14 protein-coding genes and 1 pseudogene are annotated in these 23,823 nt (G+C 58.0%); 12 read left to right on the top strand and 3 right to left on the bottom strand.

Annotated features, from left to right (window positions below; genetic code table 11):
- Positions 1-7 precede the first annotated feature (7 nt).
- From PSES9_RS0113135 to PSES9_RS0113125, 3 genes are all read right to left on the bottom strand, one after another.
- The gene (locus PSES9_RS0113135; protein WP_010487610.1) at positions 8-961 is read right to left on the bottom strand and encodes a transglutaminase family protein; all 954 of its coding nucleotides are present in this window, start codon (positions 959-961) and stop codon (positions 8-10) included.
- The gene (locus PSES9_RS0113130) at positions 958-3,453 is read right to left on the bottom strand and encodes a circularly permuted type 2 ATP-grasp protein (protein ID WP_010487609.1); all 2,496 of its coding nucleotides are present in this window, start codon (positions 3,451-3,453) and stop codon (positions 958-960) included. The genes PSES9_RS0113135 and PSES9_RS0113130 overlap by 4 nt, the downstream gene beginning before the upstream one ends.
- Positions 3,454-3,657: 204 nt before the next feature.
- Positions 3,658-6,966, bottom strand: coding sequence for a transglutaminase family protein (locus PSES9_RS0113125; RefSeq protein WP_010487607.1), 3,309 nt, complete (start codon positions 6,964-6,966; stop codon positions 3,658-3,660).
- Positions 6,967-7,304: 338 nt separating this feature from the next.
- On the opposite strand from PSES9_RS0113125, the gene PSES9_RS24835 reads away from it, so the two are divergent.
- From PSES9_RS24835 to PSES9_RS23535, 12 genes and pseudogenes are all read left to right on the top strand, one after another.
- Positions 7,305-7,481: a hypothetical protein gene (locus PSES9_RS24835; RefSeq protein WP_003244646.1), complete on the top strand. Its 177-nt coding sequence runs from the start codon at positions 7,305-7,307 to the stop codon at positions 7,479-7,481.
- Entirely contained in the window at positions 7,465-10,419 is a 2,955-nt protein-coding gene (locus tag PSES9_RS0113115; RefSeq protein ID WP_029529543.1) for a sensor histidine kinase, read from the top strand. The genes PSES9_RS24835 and PSES9_RS0113115 overlap by 17 nt, the downstream gene beginning before the upstream one ends.
- 34 nt (positions 10,420-10,453) lie before the next feature.
- Positions 10,454-11,890 carry a sigma-54-dependent transcriptional regulator gene (locus tag PSES9_RS0113110; RefSeq protein ID WP_010487596.1) on the top strand — a complete coding sequence of 479 codons (1,437 nt, stop codon included), beginning with the start codon at positions 10,454-10,456 and terminating at the stop codon, positions 11,888-11,890.
- Positions 11,891-12,585: 695 nt separating this feature from the next.
- Complete coding sequence (locus tag PSES9_RS0113105) at positions 12,586-13,992, top strand: polynucleotide adenylyltransferase PcnB (RefSeq protein WP_010487594.1); 1,407 nt, start codon at positions 12,586-12,588, stop codon at positions 13,990-13,992.
- A gap of 6 nt (positions 13,993-13,998) precedes the next feature.
- Positions 13,999-14,505, top strand: coding sequence for a 2-amino-4-hydroxy-6-hydroxymethyldihydropteridine diphosphokinase (gene folK / locus PSES9_RS0113100; RefSeq protein ID WP_010487592.1), 507 nt, complete (start codon positions 13,999-14,001; stop codon positions 14,503-14,505).
- Between the two features lie 239 nt (positions 14,506-14,744).
- Positions 14,745-15,545 (top strand): 3-methyl-2-oxobutanoate hydroxymethyltransferase, encoded by an 801-nt coding sequence (gene panB, locus PSES9_RS0113095; RefSeq protein ID WP_010487590.1) that lies wholly within the window; start codon positions 14,745-14,747, stop codon positions 15,543-15,545.
- Positions 15,542-16,402: a pantoate--beta-alanine ligase gene (gene panC, locus PSES9_RS0113090; protein ID WP_010487588.1), complete on the top strand. Its 861-nt coding sequence runs from the start codon at positions 15,542-15,544 to the stop codon at positions 16,400-16,402. The genes panB and panC overlap by 4 nt, the downstream gene beginning before the upstream one ends.
- A gap of 225 nt (positions 16,403-16,627) precedes the next feature.
- Positions 16,628-18,292 (top strand): glucose-6-phosphate isomerase, encoded by a 1,665-nt coding sequence (pgi, locus tag PSES9_RS0113085; protein WP_010487586.1) that lies wholly within the window; start codon positions 16,628-16,630, stop codon positions 18,290-18,292.
- Positions 18,293-18,463: 171 nt separating this feature from the next.
- Complete coding sequence (gene acs, locus PSES9_RS0113080; RefSeq protein ID WP_010487584.1) at positions 18,464-20,401, top strand: acetate--CoA ligase; 1,938 nt, start codon at positions 18,464-18,466, stop codon at positions 20,399-20,401.
- A gap of 107 nt (positions 20,402-20,508) precedes the next feature.
- Positions 20,509-21,381 carry an oxygenase MpaB family protein gene (locus PSES9_RS0113075; protein ID WP_010487582.1) on the top strand — a complete coding sequence of 291 codons (873 nt, stop codon included), beginning with the start codon at positions 20,509-20,511 and terminating at the stop codon, positions 21,379-21,381.
- 142 nt (positions 21,382-21,523) lie between these two features.
- Entirely contained in the window at positions 21,524-22,705 is a 1,182-nt protein-coding gene (locus tag PSES9_RS0113070) for an acetyl-CoA C-acetyltransferase (protein ID WP_010487580.1), read from the top strand.
- Between the two features lie 91 nt (positions 22,706-22,796).
- A pseudogene (locus tag PSES9_RS23535) lies at positions 22,797-23,814 on the top strand (class I SAM-dependent rRNA methyltransferase).
- Positions 23,815-23,823 lie beyond the last annotated feature (9 nt).

Below are 23,823 nucleotides of genomic sequence, written 5' to 3'. Positions count from 1 at the left end.
ATTGCATTCAGGCCTGTGCGATCGCCCCGTCTTCCGTGAGCGGCAGCACTGTCACCTTCACATCCGGGTCATGGCTTCCGCCCCCCAGGATGACACCATGCAATGGCGAGACATCCGCGAAATCACGGCCCCAGGCCAAGGTAATGTGTTCAAGCGCCGGACGAATGTTATTGGTCGGATCAAAGTCGACCCAGCCCTGGCGCGGGCAATACACCGAAACCCAGGCATGGGAAGCATCGGCCCCAATCAGACGCGGCTGTCCCGGCGGTGGCTGCGTCAGCAAATAACCACTGACATAGCGGGCTGCCACGCCCTGCGAGCGCAAACAGGCCAGCATCAGGTGGGCAAAGTCCTGGCATACGCCCCGGCGCTCTTGCAACACCTGCAACAAAGGCGTCGCCACCTGCGTGGCCACTGCATCAAAGGTGAACTCGGTAAAGATCTTGTTCATAAGCGCCTGAACCGCAAGCAACAGTGGCCTGCGTGGCACAAAGCAATCCGCCGAGTACTTGGCGAAATTGTGCTTTACCTGAACATAAGGCGACTGAAAGCGAAACCTGCTGGCATCCAGCAAATCAGCAGGCAACGCCGTTCCGCTATAACTCAGCGCAGCGCATGCATCTTCCCAGGCTGGAGAGTCTTGCAACACCGCAGCCGGGCGCGCCAGCACGTCCAGGCGCATTTGGGCGCTGACTTTCAATGTGTCGTGCGGACGCTCAAACACCAAACGCGTCAGCGGATTGCCAAACACGTCCAAACCGTCATGGCGCATGCAGGGTTTGGGGCTGACTTCAAGCTGGCATTGATGCTTGACCTGCCAGGCACAATCGCGCGGCACCAAATGCGCCAATTGTTGCGCAAGTGATACAGGGGCCGAGTAACGGTAATGGGTGTCGTGAATCACCTGGTAGCGCGCCAGCTTTACCTCCGCCTCGTCATTGATAACCTGTGGCTTGCTCATGATGATTGCGTCCGCTGGCTGGCATCAACATGGACGAAGAAACGCAACGCCAGTTGATCAGATATCTCGGCACTGGCCTGGGCAATACTCTCGAGCAACTGCGCCAACCCATTCAAGACGGCACGCACGCTGCTGGGTCCGAACAGGGAGTTTTCCAGGGTTGCAAGGCTAAAACCGCTGAGCTGACGCTCCAGGCTGGCCAGCTTCGACGAAGCAGGCAGGTCAAAGCGCTCGACCAGTCGGGCTTGGGAATTCAGTAGGGTTCGCAATTGGAACAACACCGCGTGTGGGTTCTGGTCATCGAGCAATAGCAGGTCGAGAACCGGAATGAGTTGGGCAGTCGCAAGGTAACGGGTACGGTAGGTGATGCTACTGTTACCCAACTCCAGCAGCCACTCCAAAGCCGACTGATCATCGACCATCGGGCTGCGAATAAAACTGGCAATACTCTCGCTCATGAACTGAAGACGTTCAATGCAGCGACCTATCACCAGAAAGCGCCAGCCGTCGTCACGCGTCATGTCGCCCAGGGCAAACCCTGAAAGTGCCGCGAGCGACATCACCAAGCCATTGAGGAAATCCAGCGCCTCGCCAAAGTCCGTCTGCTGAACTTCAAGCTCCTGCGCCTCGATCTGCAACTCCAACAAGGCCTGCCAGTTGGCTTGAGACAGCTTGCCGCGCACGCTGCCCGCGGTCCAGATCAGATGCTGCAGGTTAGTTCGCAGGCTGACCGGCCATTCATCGCCGAGCAATGCCTGTTCCAGGCGCTGCTCCAATGTCTGGCCGCCCCCCCCATCCGGCAACAGGCCAAGGCGCTCGCCCAGGCTCAACACGGCCTCAAGCGCGCGCGGGTCATCGTCATCATCGACATAGCGCGACAGCATGATTCGCAACAACCGTGCATTGCCTTCACAGCGAGAGCTATAACGCCCGAACCAGAACAGGTTTTCGACGATTCGCGACGGGAGATACGGGTCACTGCGGACCAGGTCGGCAACGCCCAAAGGTCGCATGCCCTGCCAGGACTCACTGCCCGTACTACGACTGCCCAGTACCCAAGTGTCTTTACTGGCGCCGCCGCGCTGCATCGAAACGACTTCCGCATCAGCTTGCGCGGCAACTCGGCTCAAGCCTCCCGGCATAACCCGATATCCATTTGGCCCGGCAACCGCAAACACCCGCATGCCAATGGCGCGCGGCGCCAAGCAGCGCTTGTCACTCTGCCAGACCGGGGCCTGCGACAACTGCGCAACTTCTTGCGCAACATAGGCGTAAGGTCGATTCCTAAGGCGCTGCTCCAGGGCTTCGCGCTGCGGTTCGTCGAGGTCACGGGCGAATACCGGATCAAAACTTTGCGAGGGGAAACTCGGGCGAATCAACAACTCAGGTAATTTGCCAAGCGCCTCCTCCAGCACTGGCGGCTCTCCGCACCACCAACTGGCAATGCTCGGCAACAGCAAAGGCTCGCCCAGCAGTTTTTCACTGATAGCGGGCAAGAAGCCAGAGAACCCCGGGGACTCAAGCACGCCACTACCCAATGCGTTGGTGACCAGCACCCGCCCCTGGCGCACGGCATCGAGCAGGCCAGGTACGCCGAGCGCCGAGTCGATACGCAACTCCAGCGGGTCGCAGAAATCATCATCCAGACGCCGTAAAATCGCATGAACCCGGCGCAACCCGGCGAGGGTTTTAAGGTACACCGTGGCATCTCGGACGGTTAAATCGGTACCTTCAACCAATGGATAGCCCAGTTGACGGGCCAGATACAGGTGCTCGAAGTAGCTTTCGTTGAGGCGCCCCGCCGTCAGCACCACGACCAGCGGTGTCTCGCCGTCGGCAGGCGCTTGCCTGGCAATGGTTTCTTGCAGTGTGCGGAAGAAACCAGCGAGATGCTGCACCCGCATGTCACGGTAAAGATCCGGAAAGGCGCGTGAAACAATCTGCCGGTTTTCCAGGGCATAGCCCGCGCCAGATGGCGCCTGGGTTCGGTCTGCGGTGACCCACCAACGTCCATCGGGAGCACGCGCCAGGTCAACCGCATAAATATGCAGGTAGGTTGCGCCTGGTACCTCGATGCCCTGACAGGGCCAGAGAAAATTGTTGTGTCCAAAGACCAGCTCAGCGGGCAGCAAGCCATCAGCGAGCAAGGTTTGCGGCCCGTACAGATCCGCCAGCACCTGATTGAGCAACTCGGCACGCTGGGCGATCCCTTTGGCGATCACCTGCCATTCATCCGCAGCAATTACATTTGGCAGCAGATCCAGCTCCCACGGGCGATCGGCGCCTTCCGGGTCGGCATAAACGTTGTAGGTAATGCCATTTTCCTGGATTTGCCGCGCCAGCAAGTCCTGGCGCAGTTGCAACTGAAACGGCGTGTTACGCTGCAATTGCTCGACAATCCGCCGCCAATGAGGTCGTACCTGCCCGTCGGTGTCGAGCAGCTCGTTGTAGGCAGCATCATTGAGCGAATAGTCGGCAAGCAGGTCAGCCATCAAAATCTCAGACAGTCATTAACATGCGCGAACTTTAGCATTTGCGCGTAGGTATTTTTGAAGCATATCCGTAAATGCACCACCGGCCAGCCCTCGCACGACAGCGAATACAGGCTGAGCCCGGAGCTCCACTGGCGCAATAACCCAAGCCATGGTTGCTGATTCGGGTTATTGCGCGCGGATAAGGCGCCATCAAACTAAAGGTTAGTCTTTGCGACCAGAAGGGATCAGACGCAAGTCCAGCGTCATCGGCAATTCACCATTTGCAATCACCGCCCCTGGCGCGCGCTTGCCTGGACTGTGGCCGAGCCTGAAGAAGCGCGCCAAACGCCGGCTTTCAGCCTCATAGGCATTGACCGGCAGGGTTTCGTAATTTCGCCCGCCAGGATGCGCAACATGGTACTGGCAGCAACCCAGAGAGCGGCTCATCCAGGTATCCAGCACATCAAACACCAAGGGCGCATGCACGCCAATGGTCGGTTGCAGGCAGTTGGCGGGCTGGCAGGCTCGATAACGAACCCCTGCAACGAACTCGCCCACCTTGCCGTTCGAATGCAAAGGAACGGGCACGCCATTGCAGGTAATCACGTAGCGATCCGGCGCCATGCCGCGCACCTTGATCTGCATGCGCTCAAGGGATGAATCGACATAGCGAACAGTACCGCCTGCCGTGCCTTCCTCACCGAGCACATGCCAAGGCTCAAGCGCCTGGCGCAACTCCAGGTCGATGCCTTTGACATTGAAATCACCGGCTTTCGGGAAGCGGAACTCAAAGTGCGGCGCAAACCACTCGGCGCGAAACCTGTAACCCTCGGCGTTCAACTCCTGCAAGACATCATTGAAGTCCTGCTCGACATAATGCGCGAGCATGAACCGATCATGCAGCTCGGTACCCCAGCGCACCAGCCTTGCGGGTTGATAGGGCTGTTTCCAGAAACGTGCGATCAGCGCACGCAGCAAAAGCTGTTGAGCCAGGCTCATTTGCGCATGTGGTGGCATTTCAAAGGCGCGCAGCTCAAGCAAGCCAAGCCGCCCCGAGGCTGAATCCGGTGAATAGAGTTTGTCGATGCAAAACTCGGCACGGTGCGTATTACCGGTAACGTCAACCAGCAAGTTACGCAGCAAGCGATCGACCAGCCACGGCGCGCACTCCTTGCCGGGTTCAGGCATTTGTGCGAAGGCCACTTCCAGTTCATAGAGTGCATCGTTGCGAGCTTCATCCACGCGCGGGGCTTGCGAGGTCGGGCCAATGAACAGCCCTGAAAACAAATACGACAGTGACGGATGATTGTGCCAATAGCTGATCAGGCTGCGCAGCAAATCTGGCCGCCGTAGAAAAGGTGAGTCCGCCGGTGTCGCGCCACCAAGCACGAAATGATTACCGCCTCCAGTTCCGGTGTGGCGACCATCTATCATGAATTTTTCACTGCTCAGGCGGCACTGCCGGGCAGTTTCATAAAGAAACTCGGTACGCTCGACCAATTCATCCCAACTCGCGGATGGGTGAATATTGACCTCAATGACCCCCGGGTCGGGCGTGACCCTGAAAAACTGCAGGCGCGGATCACGCGATGGCTCGTAACCTTCGAGCAACACCGGGCAATCCAGCTCAGCGGCAGTGGCTTCAATGGCTGCAACCAGCTCCAGATAATCTTCCAGGCGGGCCAGGGGCGGCATAAATAGATACAAGCGACCCTCGCGGGGCTCAGCACATAAAGCCGTACGCACAATGTCCTGGGCGGATGTGTGCAATGGCATTGGCTTTGCGGGTGTTCTTTGATTGCCTTGCCAGACGCCACGCACCTGATTTTGAACCTGGGTAGCTTGCGGCAACGGCGCCATTGGCTGTGAAGGATCGACCGGGTTGACGTAGGGATAATCTGCTTTGCTGACCCAAGGCTGGGACTCCAGGGGCAAGCGATAGCCCAACGGCGAATCACCTGGAATCAGCCAGCAATGCTCATCGCGCAGCTGCCAACTGCCGGTCTGCCACTCGGTTTCAGCGGCGTTACGCGCCAAGGGCAAGACATGGCCAATAATCTTATCCAGCCCCTGCTCGAAGACCTTGCGCAGGCGTGCGCGATCCAGTGGGTCGGCCAGGCGCGGATCATCCGGGGTCACGTTGCTGGGTAATTTGCGCTCACGCCACAGGTAATAAAAGCTATCTTCATAGGCGGGAAAGAGGGGCTGGGCTGACAGCCCCAGGCGCCCGGCGAGGGTGTGGAGGAATGTGGCGGCCAAAGCTTCATCGGCGCCGGAATCATTGTGTTCATCAGCATACAACCTGGCATCTTGCCAGATTGGCTGGCCGTCACGCCCCCAGAAGCAGTTCAACGACCAACGCGGCAACTGCTCGCCGGGGTACCACTTGCCCTGGCCAAAATGGACCAGGGCATTGGGCGCGTAATGCTCGCGCAAACGGTGAAACAAATCAGCGGCCAGCAACCGTTTGTTCGGCCCCAACGCCGCAGTATTCCACTCGGCATCGTCGGGGTAATCAAGCGCCACGAATGTTGGTTCACCGCCCATGGTCAAGCGTACATCCACGTCTTTGAGCGCTTGATCGATCTGTTTGCCCAGGCTTTTGATCGCCAGCCACTGCGCTTCGGTATAGGGCTTGGTGACACGTGGTGCCTGCCAGATACGTTCAACGCGCATTTCGTGAGAAAACTCGCATTCACACTCATCAACTCCACCACTGATTGGCGCAGCCGACGAAGGCTCGGGGCTGCAGGCCAGCGGAATGTGACCTTCGCCAGCAAATAAGCCGCTGGTAGGATCCAGGCCAATCCAACCTGCGCCCGGCAAATAAACTTCGCACCAGGCATGCAGGTCCGTGAAATCGACATCGGTGCCCGAGGGCCCATCCAGCGATTTCACATCAGCCGTCAGTTGAATCAGGTAGCCAGAGGCGAAACGCGCGGCCAGGCCCAGCTGACGTAACAGTTGCACCATCAGCCAGGCGGTGTCGCGGCATGAACCCGATGCATTCTCCAGGGTTTGCTCAGGCGTCTGTACACCTGGTTCCATGCGGATCAGGTACTTGATATCGCCCGCCAGGCGCTGGTTGATCGCCACCAGAAAATCAATGCTCGGCAATGGCTCGCGGGAAATACCTGCCAGGTACTTCGCAAATAATGGTGTGCTTGGCAAGGTCACCAAATAAGGCGCCAGCTCGCGCTGCTCGCTTTCGGTGTACTTGAACGGGATTTTTTCCGCGTAGGGTTCCAGAAAGAAATCGAACGGATTAAAGACCGCCATCTCCGCAACCAGGTCGACCTCGACCTTCAGCTCGCGCGTTTTTTCCGGAAACACCAAACGCGCCAGGTAATTGCCCTGCGGGTCCTGCTGCCAGTTGATAAAGTGCTCGTCAGGCTCGACGTTCAGCGCATAGGAAAGCACCCGGGTGCGGCTATGCGGAGCTGGACGTAAACGCACAATCTGCGGGCCCAGGTTAACGGCCCGGTCATACCGGTAATGGGTAACGTGATGTAATGCGATATGGATCGACACAGCGGGCCTCCTGCTAGCCTGAGCGATAAACATGCTGCGCAAAACTTATGCCAGGGCCCTACTCCGTGGGTGTTCGAACCCAGGGCCAAGCGTTGAAGCACCAGAATCGCGCAGCCACGCATCTGCCACCGATCATACGCACAAAATAAGGTCCACAACCGGCGGCTTGGCTCGAAACACAAGATTGGCTGATGGCCATTGCAGTTTAAAGATACAACCCAAGCTGTTATTCGTATCAGGCTGGCGCGCCTTGACGATGTTAACCATCAAGCATTCGCAAACTACGCAGCCGCGCACGCATCCGGTAACATCAGCAGACTCACGAAAAGAGATGCGGCATGTATATCTATCGACTCGTGCTGATTCTGGTGGTGGGAATTTACCTGTTTTCCCCGGCCATCATGGATTGGTGGATTGACCCCAACGGTGCCTGGTACCGACCTTATCTGCTTTGGCTGATTCTGATCGTGGTGACATTTATTCTGCAGAGTCAACGAGATGCCGATGAGCTTTAGTCTTGGCCAGCTGATACTCATCAGTGCCGCTTACCTGCTCATGCTGTTTGGCGTGGCCTGGGCCAGCGAGCACGGTTTGATCCCGCGTAAAATCATCCGCCATCCGCTGACCTATACCCTTTCCCTGGGTGTATACGCCAGCGCCTGGGCGTTCTATGGCACGGTTGGCCTGGCCTACCAATATGGCTATGGTTTTCTCGCCAGCTACCTGGGGGTTTCGGGCGCCTTCCTGCTGGCGCCGGTGCTGCTCTACCCGATATTACGTATCACCCGGACCTACCAGTTGTCCTCGCTTGCCGACTTGTTTGCCTTTCGCTTCCGCAGCACCTGGGCCGGCGCGCTGACCACCATTTTCATGTTTATTGGGGTATTGCCGCTTCTCGCCCTGCAGATCCAGTCAGTGGCCGACACCATCAGCATTCTTACCCACGAGCCCATGCAGGCACGTGTTGCGATCAGTTTCTGCGTGCTGATCATCCTGTTTACCATTCTCTTTGGCGCACGCCACATCGCAACGCGAGAAAAGCATGAAGGCCTGGTTTTCGCCATTGCGTTCGAATCGGTGGTCAAGCTGGTGTCGATCAGCGCCATCGGTCTCTATGCACTCTATGCGGTATTTAACGGCCCCCACGATCTGGAACAGTGGCTGGTGCAGAACCAGGCAGCCCTGACCAGCCTGCATACACCGCTGCAGGAAGGCCCTTGGCGCACCTTGCTGCTGGTGTTTTTCGCCTCTGCGATCGTAATGCCACACATGTACCACATGACCTTTACCGAGAATATCAACCCACGGGCAATGGTTAGCGCCAGCTGGGGCCTGCCGCTGTTTCTACTATTGATGAGCCTGGCCGTCCCCCTGATTCTCTGGGCGGGACTGAAGCTCGGTGCGACCACCAATCCCGAATACTTCACCCTTGGCCTGGGCATGGCGGTCAATAGCCCGACACTGGTACTGATCGCCTATGTCGGTGGTTTATCAGCCTCCAGCGGCCTGATCATTGTCACCACCCTGGCGCTCTCGGGCATGCTGCTCAACCATGTGGTGCTACCGCTGTACCAGCCCCCGGCCGAAGGCAATATCTACCGTTGGCTGAAATGGACCCGACGCGCCCTGATCGTCTTGATCATCATGGCCGGCTACGGTTTCTACGCCCTGCTGCGTGCCGAGCAAGACCTGGCCAACCTGGGCATAGTGGCCTTTGTCGCTACCCTGCAGTTTCTTCCGGGGGTGCTCTCGGTTTTGTACTGGCCAACGGCCAATCGACGCGGTTTTATAGCCGGGTTGCTGGCAGGCATCATCGTCTGGGCCGTCAGCATGCTGATGCCATTGCTCGGCAACCTGCAGAACATCTACCTGCCTGTCGTAGAAATAGTTTATGTGCTCAACGACAGCAGCTGGCACCTTGCCGCAACCGGCTCCCTCGCCGCCAACGTGTTGGTCTTCACCCTGGTCTCGCTGTTCAGCGAAGCCAGCGAGGAAGAAAAAAGTGCCGCACAAGCCTGCGCCGTGGATAACGTACGCCGCCCACAGCGCCGTGAACTGCTGGCTGCATCACCACAAGAATTTGCCACCCAGCTTGCCAAGCCCCTCGGTGCCAAGACTGCTCAACGGGAAATCGAACAGGCGCTGCGCGACCTGCACTTGCCCTTCGATGAAAGCCGCCCGTATGCCCTGCGCCGATTGCGTGACCGTATCGAAGCGAACCTGTCAGGCTTGATGGGGCCCAGCGTGTCACAAGACATAGTCGAGACTTTCCTACCCTTCAAAAGTGGCAGCGAAGCCTATGTGACCGAAGACATACACTTTATAGAGAGCCGCCTTGAGGACTACCACTCACGCCTGACCGGTCTTGCAGCAGAGCTTGATGCACTGCGCCGCTATCACCGCCAGACCCTGCAGGAGCTGCCAATGGGAGTGTGTTCGCTGGCAAAGGATCAGGAAATCCTGATGTGGAACAAAGCCATGGAGGAACTGACCGGTGTGCCCGCACAGCGCGTGGTCGGGTCACGCCTGGGCACCCTGGGCGAGCCTTGGCGCAGCCTGCTGATGGACTTCATCGAACTGCCCGACCAGCACCTGCACAAGCACCGCCTGAGTGAAGACGGCATGATTCGCTGGCTCAGCCTGCATAAAGCCGCCATTATCGAACCCCTCGCGCCCGGCAACAGCGGGCTGGTGATTCTGCTCGAAGACATGACCGACACCCAGGTGCTCGAAGACAAATTGGTGCACTCCGAACGTTTGGCCAGTATTGGTCGGCTCGCCGCCGGCGTGGCCCACGAAATCGGCAACCCGATCACCGGCATCGCCTGCCTGGCGCAAAACCTGCGCGAAGAGCGCGAGGAAGACAGCGAGCTGACCGAAATCAGCCAGCAAATCATCGAGCAAACCAAGCGCGTATCGAGAATTGTCCAATCGTTGATGAGCTTTGCCCACTCGGGCTCCCATCAACACGCCGATGAACCGGTGTGCCTGGCTGAAGTGGCACAAGATGCCATTGGTTTGCTCTCTTTAAACAGGCAAAGTGTCGAAGTACATTTTTATAATTTGTGTGATTGCGATCACTGGGTCGTGGGCGACCCGCAACGTTTGGCACAGGTGTTGATCAATCTGTTGTCCAATGCCCGCGACGCTTCATCCGCGAATACTGCCATCCGGGTCAAGAGCGAGGCTTTCGAGCATACCGTTGACCTGATTGTAGAGGACGAAGGGAGCGGCATTCCCAAGGCGATAATGGACCGTTTATTCGAGCCGTTTTTCACCACAAAAGATCCTGGCAGTGGAACCGGACTCGGCCTTGCGCTGGTCTATTCCATCGTGGAAGAGCATTATGGACAAATAACAATCGACAGCCCGGCTGATACCGAACTGCAACGGGGCACCCGAATCAGGGTGACATTGCCGCGGCATGTTGAAGCGACGTCAATAGCGACTTAAACCAGCGACCTGAGACCGTCGAGAGACCGAATTAATGCCTCATATTTTGATCGTCGAAGACGAAACCATTATCCGCTCTGCCTTGCGCCGCCTGCTTGAGCGCAACCAGTACGAAGTAAGCGAAGCCGGATCCGTACAAGAAGCCCAGGAGCGCTTCAGCATCCCCGGCTTTGACTTGATCGTCAGTGACTTGCGCTTGCCTGGCGCGCCCGGCACCGAACTGATAAAGCTCGGTGAAGGCACGCCTGTACTCATCATGACCAGCTACGCGAGCCTGCGCTCAGCCGTGGATTCGATGAAGATGGGCGCAGTCGACTACATTGCCAAACCATTCGACCATGATGAAATGCTTCAAGCCGTTGCCCGCATCTTGCGTGACCATCAGGCCCTCAAGAGCAACCTGGGTGCAACTCCTGAACGCACGACTGGTGCGCAACCGGTCAGCGACAAGGCAACCGACACCAGCAACGGCGAGATCGGCATCATCGGCTCATCACCGTCAATGCTTGAGCTTTACAGCAAAATCCGCAAAGTCGCCCCGACAGACTCCAATGTCCTGATCCAGGGTGAGTCGGGAACCGGTAAAGAGCTGGTAGCCCGAGCGCTGCACAACCTGTCCAAGCGCGCGAAAGCGCCACTGATCTCGGTCAACTGCGCTGCAATTCCGGAAACCCTGATCGAATCCGAGCTTTTTGGTCACGAAAAAGGCGCCTTTACCGGTGCCAGTGCTGCACGCGCGGGCCTGGTTGAAGCCGCCGATGGCGGTACCTTGTTTCTTGATGAAATTGGCGAGTTGCCACTCGAAGCGCAAGCGCGACTGTTACGCGTATTGCAAGAAGGTGAAATTCGACGGGTTGGCTCGGTGCAATCACAAAAAGTCGACGTCCGCCTGATTGCCGCCACCCACCGCGATGTGAAAACCCTGGCCAAAACAGGGCAATTCCGTGAAGACCTTTATAACCGCCTGCATGTAATCGCGCTCAAGCTTCCAGCCCTGCGCGAACGCGGCAAGGACGTACTGGAAATTGCCCAGGCATTTCTCCAGCGTCAATCGGCGCGCATTGGCCGTAGCGACCTGCACTTCGCCGCAAATGCCGAACATGCAATTCGCCAGTACCCCTGGCCGGGTAATGTGCGCGAACTTGAAAACGCCATCGAGCGTGCGGTGATCCTGTGCGAAAGCCCGCTGATTACCGCCGAGCTGCTGGGTATAGATGTTGAGCTCGATGATATGGAGGACGATGACTTCGACAGCAGCATGTCGAACAGCGCCCAGACCAGCAACAACAGCCATGAGCCGACCGAGGACCTGTCGCTGGAGGACTACTTCCAGCACTTCGTCCTTGAGCATCAGGACCATATGACCGAAACCGAGTTGGCGCGCAAATTGGGCATCAGTCGCAAATGCCTGTGGGAACGCCGCCAGCGCCTGGGGATTCCTCGGCGCAAATCCGGTGCGGTCAACGGCTAAGCGCACCAGGCCTGGAGAGACATTCGAAGGCTGACAGGGTTCCACAGACTGTTACCGTTTCAATACTTAGTAACAAAAGCCGGGAGTTACGGTAACGTCACCCCGGCTTTTTTGTATCTGCCCATGACCTTCAATAATCGTAAGTCGTTGATTTTAAAGGATTCACAAAAGCTGGCACGGCAAATGCTTTATCTATTGCACAACAACAATAACAAGCAGCAAAAAAGATAATAAAAATAAAACGTAACGACTCCAGTACAACAAAAACAACAGGACAGGAGGCGCAGAAAACTGATTCTTTTGGAGAGGATGTGCTTTTGGGGCTTGCCCCGCGACCAGGTAGAGAACAACAAAACTGCTTATAAGCAGCACCTGAACTGGTTGGATCACGGAACGATCATTGCAATGTCAGCATCCAAAGAAATCCGTTTGCTACTAACTCCCGACTTGGGAGATTTTCCTCAGGCCTCAGGCCAAAAGGAACGGGCAATTGAACAAAAACAACAAGCCCGAAATAATAATAACAATAAAGCACGTAACCATTTAAGAGGGAGCTTCGGCTCCCTCAGTGCTTTACGCATTTCGACAATGATTCACCTCCCTCCTACACCATATCCCCGCATAATGCTAGAATCCGCGCCAATCCTGCGGTCAACATTAATTCTGGCCGGCCATTTCGCTATACAGTGCATCCCATGCTGAAAAAGCTGTTCAAGTCGTTACGCCCTCCTGTACGCAATGCAAAGCATGCGCACAGCACTCCTGTTGTGCTCAATAGCAACCAACACCCTATCCAGCGCGGGCAAATCAGTCGCTACGCCATAAGTGTCGTCGAGCGCCTACAAAACGCTGGCTATCAGGCATTCCTGGTCGGCGGCTGTGTCCGTGACCTGCTGCTCGATGTCGAACCGAAAGACTTCGACGTCTCAACCAGTGCCACGCCTGAACAGGTACGCGCCGAATTTCGTAATGCCCGGGTTATCGGGCGCCGCTTCAAACTGGTGCATGTGCATTTTGGTCGCGAGATCATCGAAGTTGCGACCTTTCGCGCCAACCACCCACAGGGTGATGAAGAAGAAAACAGCAACCTGTCTTCACGCAACGAGAACGGTCGGATCCTGCGCGACAACGTATACGGCAATCTGGAAGACGATGCCCAACGCCGCGACTTCACCATCAATGCGCTGTACTACGATCCATCCAACGAGCGCATTCTTGACTACGCCAACGGTGCCCACGACATCCGCAACAACCTGGTACGCCTGATCGGCGACCCGACCCAACGCTATCAGGAAGACCCCGTGCGCATGCTGCGGGCGATTCGCTTCGCGGCAAAGCTCGATTTTGACATTGAGAAACACAGCGCTGCGCCAATCTACAAGCTGGCGCCGCTGCTGAATGAAATTCCTTCTGCCCGCCTGTTTGATGAAGTGCTCAAACTGTTTCTCGCAGGCTATGCGGTCTACACCTACGAACTGCTGGTCGACTACGGCCTGTTTGGCCAACTGTTCCCTGCCTCAGCTGCCGCACTCAAGCAAAACCCGGAGTACACCGACGACCTGATCCACAATGCGTTGGTCAACACCGACCAGCGCATCAAGCAGGGCAAGACCGTAACCCCGGCGTTCATCTTTGCCGCGCTGCTCTGGCCTGCACTGCCCGCCCGGGTTCTTCGCTTGCAGGAACGCGGTATGCCGCCGATCCCGGCCATGCAGGAAGCCGCGCACGAATTGATTGCCGAGCAATGCCAGCGCATCGCTATTCCCAAGCGCTTTACCATGCCTATCCGTGAAATATGGGACATGCAGGAACGTTTGCCGCGCCGCAGCGGAAAACGCGCCGATGCACTGCTGGACAACCCTCGCTTCCGTGCCGGTTATGACTTCCTGTTACTGCGTGAAAGTGCTGGCGAACAAACCAATGGCCTCGGCGATTGGTGGACTCTCTACCAGGACGCCAGTGACAGCGAGCGCCGCAACATGATTCGCGACCTCAGCGCCAAAGATGACAGCGCAGGCGCACCGCGCAAGCGTCGCCGGACCAACAATCGCCGCAAACGCAACCCGGCGGCCGACAACAGTCCCGCCCAAAGCAACGACTAACGACTAATGACACGCGTCTATATTGGCCTGGGCAGCAACCTGGCAACGCCGCAACAGCAACTCAATGCAGCGTTGGCGGCGCTCGCCAGGATTGAGCAAACGCAGTTGGTCGCACAATCGAGCTTCTACGCCAGCGACCCGCTGGGCCCAGCAGATCAGCCACGCTACCTCAATGCAGTGGCGGCGCTCGACACTCAACTGAGCCCGCTGCAGCTACTGGACGCCTTGCAGGCCATAGAGCTCGAACAGGGTCGTGAACGCAAAGATCAGCGCTGGGGGCCTCGAACACTCGACCTGGACATCCTGCTGTTCGGCCAGCAAAGGCTCAACGAACCCCGCCTGACCGTGCCGCACTATCATATGCATGCGCGGGCCTTTGTCCTGTATCCGCTCGCCGAGCTTGCCCCTGAGCTGCGATTGCCGGATGGTCGATCCTTATCCACCTTGCTTGCCCAGTGCCCATTCGAAGGCCTTGAACGCCTGCCAGGCACAGGCCAGTCGTCACCGAAGTAACACCTCTTGATAGCGAGCAAAATCGCGGCTTGGAGGCAGTGTTTACGGGCCCGGCAAGCCATCGAGACCGACATCGCAATACAACCTCGGTAACAAGCGGGTAACACCTGCAATTGACTTAGGGCTTCGTCATCAGGACTATAGGCGTCCCGTTGCCCAGCACCGGTGCAAACCGAGGCCAATGCAGGCCAAATTAGAGCAGCTATCTGCTTGATAATGCCTGAGTGAGGACAATCTAAATGCCTGATATCACCCTGACTACTCTGCAAAGCCTCAAGCAAAGCGGCGAAAAGATCGCCATGCTGACCAGTTACGATGCCACCTTCGCCCATGCGGCCAGCCAGGCTGGTGTGGATGTGATACTGGTTGGCGATTCGCTGGGCATGGTCCTACAAGGCCACGACAGCACACTGCCCGTAACCACAGCTGAAATGGCTTATCACGTGGCCTCTGTCAAACGCGGCAACCAGGGCGCGCTTATCGTTGCTGACTTGCCATTCATGGCCTACGCGACCACTGAACAAACCATGAGCAACGCCGCAAGCCTGATGCAGGCCGGTGCGCACATGGTCAAGCTCGAAGGTGCGCTCTGGCTGGCTGAACCCATCCGCCTGCTGGCCGAACGTGGCATCCCGGTGTGCGCGCACCTGGGCCTGACACCCCAGGCTGTAAATGTGTTGGGTGGCTACAAGGTACAAGGCCGCCAGGAGGCCCAGGCCCGACAAATGCGCGCCGACGCCATGGCCCTCGAACAAGCTGGAGCGGCCATGCTGCTTCTCGAGTGCGTGCCGAGCGAACTGGCGACTGAAATCACCCAGGCGGTCAATATTCCAGTGATAGGTATCGGCGCCGGTGGCGGCACAGACGGCCAGGTACTGGTGGTCCATGACATGCTGGGCCTGTCACTCACTGGCCGTGCGCCCAAATTCGTGAAGAACTTCATGGTCGGACAAAATAGCATCCAGGGTGCCCTGACTGCCTACGTCAGGGCCGTCAAAGACCAAAGCTTCCCAGCTGCCGAACATGGATTCTCTGCATGAACACGGTTAAAACCGTTCGCGAATTACGTGCTGCTGTTGCGGCCGCCCGTGCCGAAGGCAAACACATCAGCCTGGTCCCGACCATGGGCAACCTCCATGCAGGGCACGTGGCACTGGTCGAGAAAGCCGCTCAACGCAGCGACTTCGTGGTGGCGAGCATATTTGTAAACCCGCTGCAATTCGGGGCCAATGAAGACCTCGACAAATACCCGCGCACCTTGGCTGCCGATCAAGAAAAACTGATCAAGGCCGGTTGCAACCTGCTCTTCACCCCTAGCGTTGAAGAGATGTACCCACAAGGCATGAACGAACAAACCCGGGTCAGCGTCCTCGGTGTTTCCGAAGGCCTGTGCGGCGCCAGTCGCCCTGGCCACTTCGACGGCGTGGCGACTGTGGTCAGCAAGCTGTTCAACATGGTCCAGCCTGACCTGGCGATCTTCGGCCAAAAGGACTTCCAGCAACTGGCCGTCATCCGCACCCTGGTCAACGACCTGAACATGCCAATCCAGATTATTGGCGAACCGACGGTCCGCTCGGCCGACGGTTTGGCGCTATCGTCTCGCAACGGTTACCTGAGTGACGAGCAACGCAAGGCCGCAACCGTTCTGTACCGCTCGTTGCAGGAGATGGCCGCGGCACTCAAAGCCGGCGAGCGCGACCTTGAAAAGCTGATCACTCATGCACAAAGCCAGCACACAGCGGCTGGCTTTCGCCCGGACTACCTTGAAGTGCGTGAGGCCAATACTTTGCGCCCGGTCACCGCAGAAGACCGTCATCTGGTTATTCTGGTTGCAGCCTTTATCGGTTACACCCGACTGATCGACAACCTGTTGGTCGATCTCGACACGCCCGCATAAGCATCCCGCTCATGGATGAGCCTGCCCCTGCATCAGTGGCGGGTCTCTAGACAAGTTGCCAGGATAAGCGGCTAAGCTAAAAGCTGCTTGTGCGGCTGGTAACAAGGCCCGTTCTAGCAGTAACGTAGCAACTTGCAGTTGGCTGGGGTCAACGCAGGATGCAATGAACCTGTGACCGCAACCCTGGACAAACCTACAATTCTCCATAAAAGGAAGCCCGCGCCAATGCCGTATTACCAGCAGCCTCTCGATGTTACTGCCCAGCCCATTTGGCAAGCGCTCCAGGCACATCGAACCAGCTTGCAGAACTTCAGCATGCGCGAAGCATTCGCCAACGATCCCCAGCGTTTCTCGACTTTCAGCCTGAGCGGTTGTGGCCTGTTCCTCGACTATTCGAAGAACCTGATGACCACTGAAACCCGCGACCTGCTGGTCAAGCTGGCGCGCGATGTTGACCTGCAAGCCGCCATCGATGCCATGTTCCGCGGCGAACATCTCAATGCCTCCGAAGGCCGTCCCGCCCTGCATACCGCCCTGCGCCGCCCTATCGGAGACAAGGTGCTGGTCGAGGGCGTCGATGTCATGCCTCAGGTCCAACAGGTACTCAACAAGATGACCGCTTTGGTTGGCAGCGTGCATGACGGCCTGTGGCGCGGTTACACCGACAAGCCAATCACCGACGTGGTCAACATCGGCATCGGTGGCTCCTTCCTCGGGCCGCAACTGGTCTCCGAGGCCTTGCTGCCCTTTGCCCAGCGCGGCGTACGCTGTCACTACCTGGCCAATATCGACGGCAGCTCATTTCACGACCTTGCAGCCAAGCTGCGTGCCGAAACCACACTGTTTATCGTCTCGTCAAAATCGTTCAGCACCCTGGAAACCCTGAAGAACGCGCAAGCGGCGCGGGCCTGGTACCTGGCCCAAGGCGGCAGCGAGGCGGAGCTCTACCGCCACTTCATTGCGGTGTCGAGCAACACCACGGCCGCTGTGGCCTTTGGCATTCGCGAAGAAAATATCTTCCCGATGTGGGATTGGGTAGGCGGTCGTTACTCGCTGTGGTCGGCGATTGGCTTGCCGATTGCGATGACCATCGGCATGTCCAACTTCAAGGAATTACTCTCCGGTGCCTACAGCATGGACCGGCACTTCCAGACTGCGCCGTTTGAACAGAACATGCCGGTTCTCATGGCGTTGCTCGGTGTCTGGTATGGCAACTTCTGGGGTGCCCAGAGCCAGGCGATCCTGCCGTACGACCACTATTTGCGCAACATCACCAAGCACTTGCAGCAGCTCGACATGGAGTCCAACGGCAAGTCGGTGATGCAAGATGGCAACCCGGTGAACTGCGCGACAGGTCCGGTGATCTGGGGCGGCGTCGGCTGTAATGGCCAGCATGCCTATCACCAACTATTGCATCAGGGCACCCTACTGATTCCGGCAGACTTCATCGTGCCAGTTGTCAGCTATAACCCCGTGGCCGACCATCACCAATGGCTGTACGCCAACTGCCTGTCGCAAAGCCAGGCACTGATGCTCGGCAAGAGCTTTAGCGAAGCCCAGGCCGAGCTGCGTAACCAGGGCATGGATGAGGCTAAGATCGCCGAACTGGCGCCGCACAAGGTGATTCCCGGCAACCGCCCCAGCAACACCTTGGTGCTGGAGCGTATCAGCCCACGTCGCCTCGGCGCGCTGGTTGCCTTGTATGAACACAAAGTCTTCACCCAAAGCGTTATCTGGGGCATCAACGCCTTCGATCAGTGGGGTGTGGAACTGGGCAAGGAACTGGGCAAGGGGGTTTATTCGCGCCTGACGGGCACCGAGCAGAATGACGCAGAAGACGCCTCGACCCAAGGCTTGATCGACTTCTTCCGCGCCAGGCATCGCGGCTAAATACGTCTTGCAGCTCCCCATAGACCCCGGCAATTGCCGGGGTTTTGCTTATCCGCACAAAGATTGTATGCAGAGGTTACCGCTTGGCCTTGAGCGCCATACCTATCGACAATCACTGCTCATGGGGTGCTAACCTAAAACAATCGCGGATAAAAAAATAAGGAGCCCGCCATGTTTGAAGTCACTCGCCACCCGGTTGCCGATGATGTTCGCCAGCTCGCGCACATCAATAACGACGACTACTTGCGCCTGTACCAGCAATCGATCGAGCAGCCTGAAACCTTCTGGGCCGAACAGGCCAAGGCATTCCTCGTCTGGTTCGAGCCCTGGCAAAGCGTGCGCAAGGTCGACATGCGCAAGGGCCATGCGAGCTGGTTCAAGGGCGGCAAGCTCAACGTCAGCTTCAACTGTATTGATCGTCACCTTGCCGAGCATGGCGAGCAAATTGCGCTGATCTGGGAGGGTGACAACCCGGCAGAGTCGGCCAACATCACCTACTCCAAGCTGCACCACAACGTATGCCGCCTGGCCAACGTGCTGAAAAGCCGTGGCGTGGAAAAAGGTGATCGGGTCTGTATCTATATGCCAATGATCCCGGAAGCCGCCTACGCCATGCTGGCCTGCACACGCATTGGCGCCGTGCACTCGGTGGTGTTCGGTGGTTTCAGCCCCGATGCCCTGCGTGACCGGATTCTCGACGCAGACTGCCGCACCGTGATCACCGCCGATGAAGGGGTACGCGGCGGAAAATACGTGCCGCTCAAGGCCAATGTCGACAAAGCACTGCAAAGCTGCCCGAACGTCTCCACCGTGATCGTTGCCCAGCGCACCGAAGGGGACGTGCAATGGGTTAAAGGTCGTGACATCTGGTATCACGAAGCCATGCACGACGCGAGCGCCGACTGCCCGCCAGAGCCGATGGATGCCGAGGATCCGTTATTCATCCTCTACACCTCCGGCAGTACGGGCAAGCCCAAAGGCGTATTGCACACCACCGGCGGCTACTTTCTACAGGCCGCAATGACCCACAAATATGTGTTCGACTACCATCCGGACGATGTTTACTGGTGCACAGCCGATGTCGGCTGGGTCACGGGCCACAGTTATATCGTGTATGGCCCACTGGCCAATGCCGCAACCAGCCTGATATTCGAAGGCGTGCCCAATTACCCCGATGCCTCGCGTTTCTGGCAGGTGATCGACAAGCATCAGGTCAATATTTTCTACACCGCACCAACGGCCCTGCGCGCGCTAATGCGTGAAGGTAACGACTTGGTCAAAAGCACTTCGCGCAGCAGCCTAAGGTTGCTGGGCAGCGTCGGCGAGCCGATCAACCCGGAAGCCTGGGAGTGGTATTTCAATGTGGTCGGGGACAGGCGCTGCCCGGTAGTGGACACCTGGTGGCAGACCGAGACAGGCGCCATCATGATAACCCCACTGCCAGGTGCCACTGACCTGAAGCCCGGTTCAGCCACTCGCCCATTCTTTGGCGTGCAACCGGTGCTGCTTGATGAGCAGGGCAAGGAAATCGACGGCGCCGGCTCGGGTGTCCTGGCGATAAAAGCCAGTTGGCCAAGCCAGATCCGCAGTATCTACGGCGACCACCAGCGCATGATTGATACCTATTTCTCGGCCTACCCCGGCTATTACTTCAGCGGCGACGGTGCACGCCGTGATGAAGATGGTTACTACTGGATCACCGGACGGGTCGATGACGTCATCAATGTCTCCGGCCACCGCATTGGTACCGCAGAAGTCGAAAGCGCGCTGGTGCTGCATGACGCGCTCGCAGAAGCCGCAGTTGTCGGCTACCCGCATGACCTCAAGGGCCAGGGCATCTATGCCTTCGTCACGCCAATGAATGGGGTGGAAGTCAGCGACGCCCTGCAACAGGAACTACTGGCGCTGGTCAGCAAGGAAATTGGTAGTTTTGCCAAGCCGGAGTTAATGCAGTGGGCGCCCGGCTTGCCGAAAACCCGTTCAGGCAAAATCATGCGCCGCATCCTGCGCAAAATTGCCTGCAACGAGCTCGACACATTGGGCGACACCTCAACCCTGGCGGACCCATCGGTAGTCGACGATCTAATCGACAAGCGCCTCAATCGCTAAAGGTCAGGCGCGCGCCCCGTTGAAACCCATAGCCAGGTTTTAAGGGGGCCAAGCGCCATATTGCCGTCTATCTTGTAGCCCTGGCGGATAAACCGCACACTTGCGCCATGGAATATATTCGCCGAAAAATCGAAACTCAGGTTCTAGGGCTCAGCGGCATAGCGCTGGGGCAAATCGACTTTGAGAATCCCAAGGGCGACCCCGGCCTATTTGGCCCCGAATCGATCAGCTGGCAGGTGCATGGCGACTTCACCAGCATGCTGGTCGGCGGTATCAGTGCCCTGTTATTGCAGGCGCTGCATCCATTGGCCCTGGCTGGGGTGTGGGATCATTCGAACTTTCGTGAAGACTTGCTTGGCCGCTTGCGACGTACCGGCCAGTTCATATCCGGCACCACCTTCGGCGCCAAGGCCGATGCCGACTGGCTGATCGAAAAGGTCAAGACCATTCACTTGCACGTCACAGGTGTTGCCCCTGACGGACGCCCTTACGCGGCCAGCGACCCGCAGCTTCTGACCTGGGTTCACGTGGCCGAAGTGCACAGTTTTCTGCAGTCGCACCTGCGCTACCGCAACCCGTATTTATCCGGCGCGGACCAAGATCGCTACTACGCCGAAGTGGCACTGATTGCCGAACGGCTGGGCGCAACCGAGGTTCCGCGTTCACGTGCAGCAATTACCCAGTACCTCGAAGACATACGACCGCAGTTACTGTGCGATGAGCGCTCACTGGAAATTCTGCGAATCCTGCTCAATGCCCCCGCGCCAAGCGTGCTCGCGGGACTTGCCGCAAAGCTCTTTATGCAAGGCGGCATTGACCTGCTGCCGGGCTGGGCCCAGGACATGCTGGGGCAGTCAGTCAGCAAGCGACGAAGCCGCCTGATTCGTCTGGGCATCCACCGCCTTGCGCCTCTGCTGCGCTGGGCTGTACGCAACGGTTCGATACATCGCGCGCGCCGCCGCCTGGGCATTGCCAACTAAGCTCAAGGCTGGTCGCACTTCCAGGCGATGTGCCAACATAGGGCCCATCCACGCACCAGCGCCCACTACGGCACATGCGTAAATCCGAAATTACGGTGAACAAGCCTCGCCTTGTTCACCCTTTGGAAATGAGGACAGAACCATGCAAGACGTCGTAATTGTCGCCGCCACACGTACAGCCATTGGTAGTTTTCAAGGTGCGCTGTCGGGCATTCCAGCGCCAGAACTGGGCGCAGCAGTGATCCTTCGCCTGATCGAGCAAACCGGACTGCCCGCCGCAGAAGTCGATGAAGTCATCCTCGGCCAAGTGCTGACCGCAGCCTCGGGGCAAAACCCCGCCCGCCAGGCCGCGATCCTTGCCGGGCTGCCAAATGCAGTACCGGCGCTGACCCTGAACAAGGTCTGCGGCTCTGGCCTCAAGGCCCTGCATCTGGGTGCCCAGGCGATTCGCTGCGGTGATGCCGAGGTGATCATTGCCGGCGGCATGGAAAACATGAGCCTGGCGCCGTACGTCATGCCGGGCGCTCGCACTGGCTTGCCCACGGGCCACCCAAAAATTATCGACAGCATTATTACCGACGGTCTTTGGGATGCGTTCAACGACTACCACATGGGTATCACCGCCGAAAACCTGGTCGAGAAATATGACATCAGCCGCGAGCAGCAAGATGCGTTCGCTGCCGCGTCGCAAAAAAAAGCAGTGGCGGCCGCTGAAGCCGGACGCTTTGAGGCTGAAATCACTCCGATCATGATTCCCCAGCGCAAGGGCGATCCAATTGCCTTCGCCAAGGATGAAGGCCCGCGTGACGGAGTGACTGCCGAGTCACTGGGCAAACTCAAGCCCGCGTTCAAAAAGGACGGCACGGTAACAGCAGGCAATGCCTCGAGCCTCAACGATGGCGCGGCAGCGGTCCTGTTGATGAGTGCGGACAAAGCCAAGGCACTGGGCTTGCCTGTGCTGGCACGTATCGCCAGCTATGCCAATGCGGGTGTAGACCCGGCGATCATGGGCATAGGCCCGGTTTCGGCCACCCGTCGCTGCCTGGAGAAAGCCAACTGGGCAATTGAAGACCTCGACCTTGTCGAAGCCAACGAGGCCTTTGCCGCGCAAGCCCTCTCGGTTAACAAGGAGTTGGGCTGGGATGTGCAGAAGATCAACGTTAACGGTGGCGCCATTGCCCTCGGCCATCCGATTGGTGCATCCGGCTGCCGGGTGTTGGTGACCTTGCTGCACGAAATGATCAAGCGTGATGCCAAAAAAGGCCTGGCCACCCTCTGCATTGGTGGCGGCCAGGGTGTTGCCCTTGCCATTGAACGCGATTAAGTAACACCCTTCGCCTAAATGCCGGTGCTGTTGCTCAGCACCGGCATTTTTATTGATAAACTAGCCTACTTCCCTTCTTGAGTCGTCGCGCATGTCCGCTCTCACATTGGCGCTGCGCGCCGCACTGGCAACCCGCCAACCCTTGATCGAACAGCTGCACAGCCAGGGCACCGACTGTTATCGCCTGTTCCACGGCAGCCAGGAAGGCGCCGGTGGCTTGACAATAGACCGCTACGGCCCGCAACTGTTGGTTCAGAGCTTTCATCAGAGTCTGGCGATAGAAGAACTCCTGCAGCTCGCGGATACGTGCAATGATTTTCTCGCCCCAGCCGCTACTGCTGGTCTACAACGACCGCTCGAAGGGTAATTCGCGGATCGACCGCCAGGACCCGGTATATAAGGCCCAAGACGCAGCACTCGAAGATCTGATCGGTCACGAATGGGGGCTTAACTACCGGGTGCGCGGACGCCACGCCGGGCAGGACCCGCTGCTGTTTCTCGACCTGCGCAACACGCGCGGCTGGGTCAAGCAACACAGCGCAAGTAAAAGCGTGCTCAACCTCTTCGCCTACACCTGTGGCGTTGGCTTGGCTGCAGCCGCTGGCGGGGCTAAAAGCGTTACCAACCTGGACTTCGCCGAAGGCAACCTGGCCGTTGGCCGTGAAAATGGTGCGCTCAACCCGCAGTTGCTGCCCATGCAGTTTATTCAATCGGATTATTTCCCGGCTATCCGCCAGCTCGCAGGCTTGCCTATTGCCCAGCGCCGTGGACAAAAACTGCCAAGTTATCCGCGACTCGCCCCACAACAATTCGACCTGGTCTTGCTTGATCCTCCCGCGTGGGCCAAAAGTGCGTTCGGCACGGTCGACCTGCTGCGCGATTACCAAAGCCTGCTCAAGCCTGCGATCCTGGCCACTGCCGACAATGGCGTTCTGATCTGCTGTAACAATCTGGCCAAGGTGGCGATTAGCGACTGGCGCGAGCAAGTGCTGCGTTGCGCAAACAAACTGGGGCGCCCCGTGCGTGACTGCCAAGTAATCAGCCCTGCAGCGGACTTTCCATCGACTGACGGCCAGCCGCCCCTGAAAACCCTGATCCTGCAGTTTTAAGCCATCGGC

The sequence above is a fragment of the Pseudomonas sp. S9 genome (assembly GCF_000222125.1).
Lineage (GTDB): Bacteria > Pseudomonadota > Gammaproteobacteria > Pseudomonadales > Pseudomonadaceae > Aquipseudomonas > Aquipseudomonas segetis.
This window is presented reverse-complemented; position numbering and strand designations above follow the sequence as displayed.

What these genes read in the sequence shown, in the direction of transcription:
- PSES9_RS0113075 (WP_010487582.1), top strand. Translation starts at nt 20,509, where the DNA reads ATGGAATATATTCGCCGAAAAATCGAAACTCAGGTTCTAGGGCTCAGC.
- panC (WP_010487588.1), top strand. Translation starts at nt 15,542, where the DNA reads ATGAACACGGTTAAAACCGTTCGCGAATTACGTGCTGCTGTTGCGGCC.
- PSES9_RS0113115 (WP_029529543.1), top strand. Translation starts at nt 7,465, where the DNA reads ATGCCGATGAGCTTTAGTCTTGGCCAGCTGATACTCATCAGTGCCGCT.
- PSES9_RS0113135 (WP_010487610.1), bottom strand. Translation starts at nt 961, where the DNA reads ATGAGCAAGCCACAGGTTATCAATGACGAGGCGGAGGTAAAGCTGGCG.
- PSES9_RS0113130 (WP_010487609.1), bottom strand. Translation starts at nt 3,453, where the DNA reads ATGGCTGACCTGCTTGCCGACTATTCGCTCAATGATGCTGCCTACAAC.
- PSES9_RS0113105 (WP_010487594.1), top strand. Translation starts at nt 12,586, where the DNA reads ATGCTGAAAAAGCTGTTCAAGTCGTTACGCCCTCCTGTACGCAATGCA.
- panB (WP_010487590.1), top strand. Translation starts at nt 14,745, where the DNA reads ATGCCTGATATCACCCTGACTACTCTGCAAAGCCTCAAGCAAAGCGGC.
- PSES9_RS24835 (WP_003244646.1), top strand. Translation starts at nt 7,305, where the DNA reads ATGTATATCTATCGACTCGTGCTGATTCTGGTGGTGGGAATTTACCTG.
- pgi (WP_010487586.1), top strand. Translation starts at nt 16,628, where the DNA reads ATGCCGTATTACCAGCAGCCTCTCGATGTTACTGCCCAGCCCATTTGG.
- acs (WP_010487584.1), top strand. Translation starts at nt 18,464, where the DNA reads ATGTTTGAAGTCACTCGCCACCCGGTTGCCGATGATGTTCGCCAGCTC.
- folK (WP_010487592.1), top strand. Translation starts at nt 13,999, where the DNA reads ATGACACGCGTCTATATTGGCCTGGGCAGCAACCTGGCAACGCCGCAA.
- PSES9_RS0113110 (WP_010487596.1), top strand. Translation starts at nt 10,454, where the DNA reads ATGCCTCATATTTTGATCGTCGAAGACGAAACCATTATCCGCTCTGCC.
- PSES9_RS0113070 (WP_010487580.1), top strand. Translation starts at nt 21,524, where the DNA reads ATGCAAGACGTCGTAATTGTCGCCGCCACACGTACAGCCATTGGTAGT.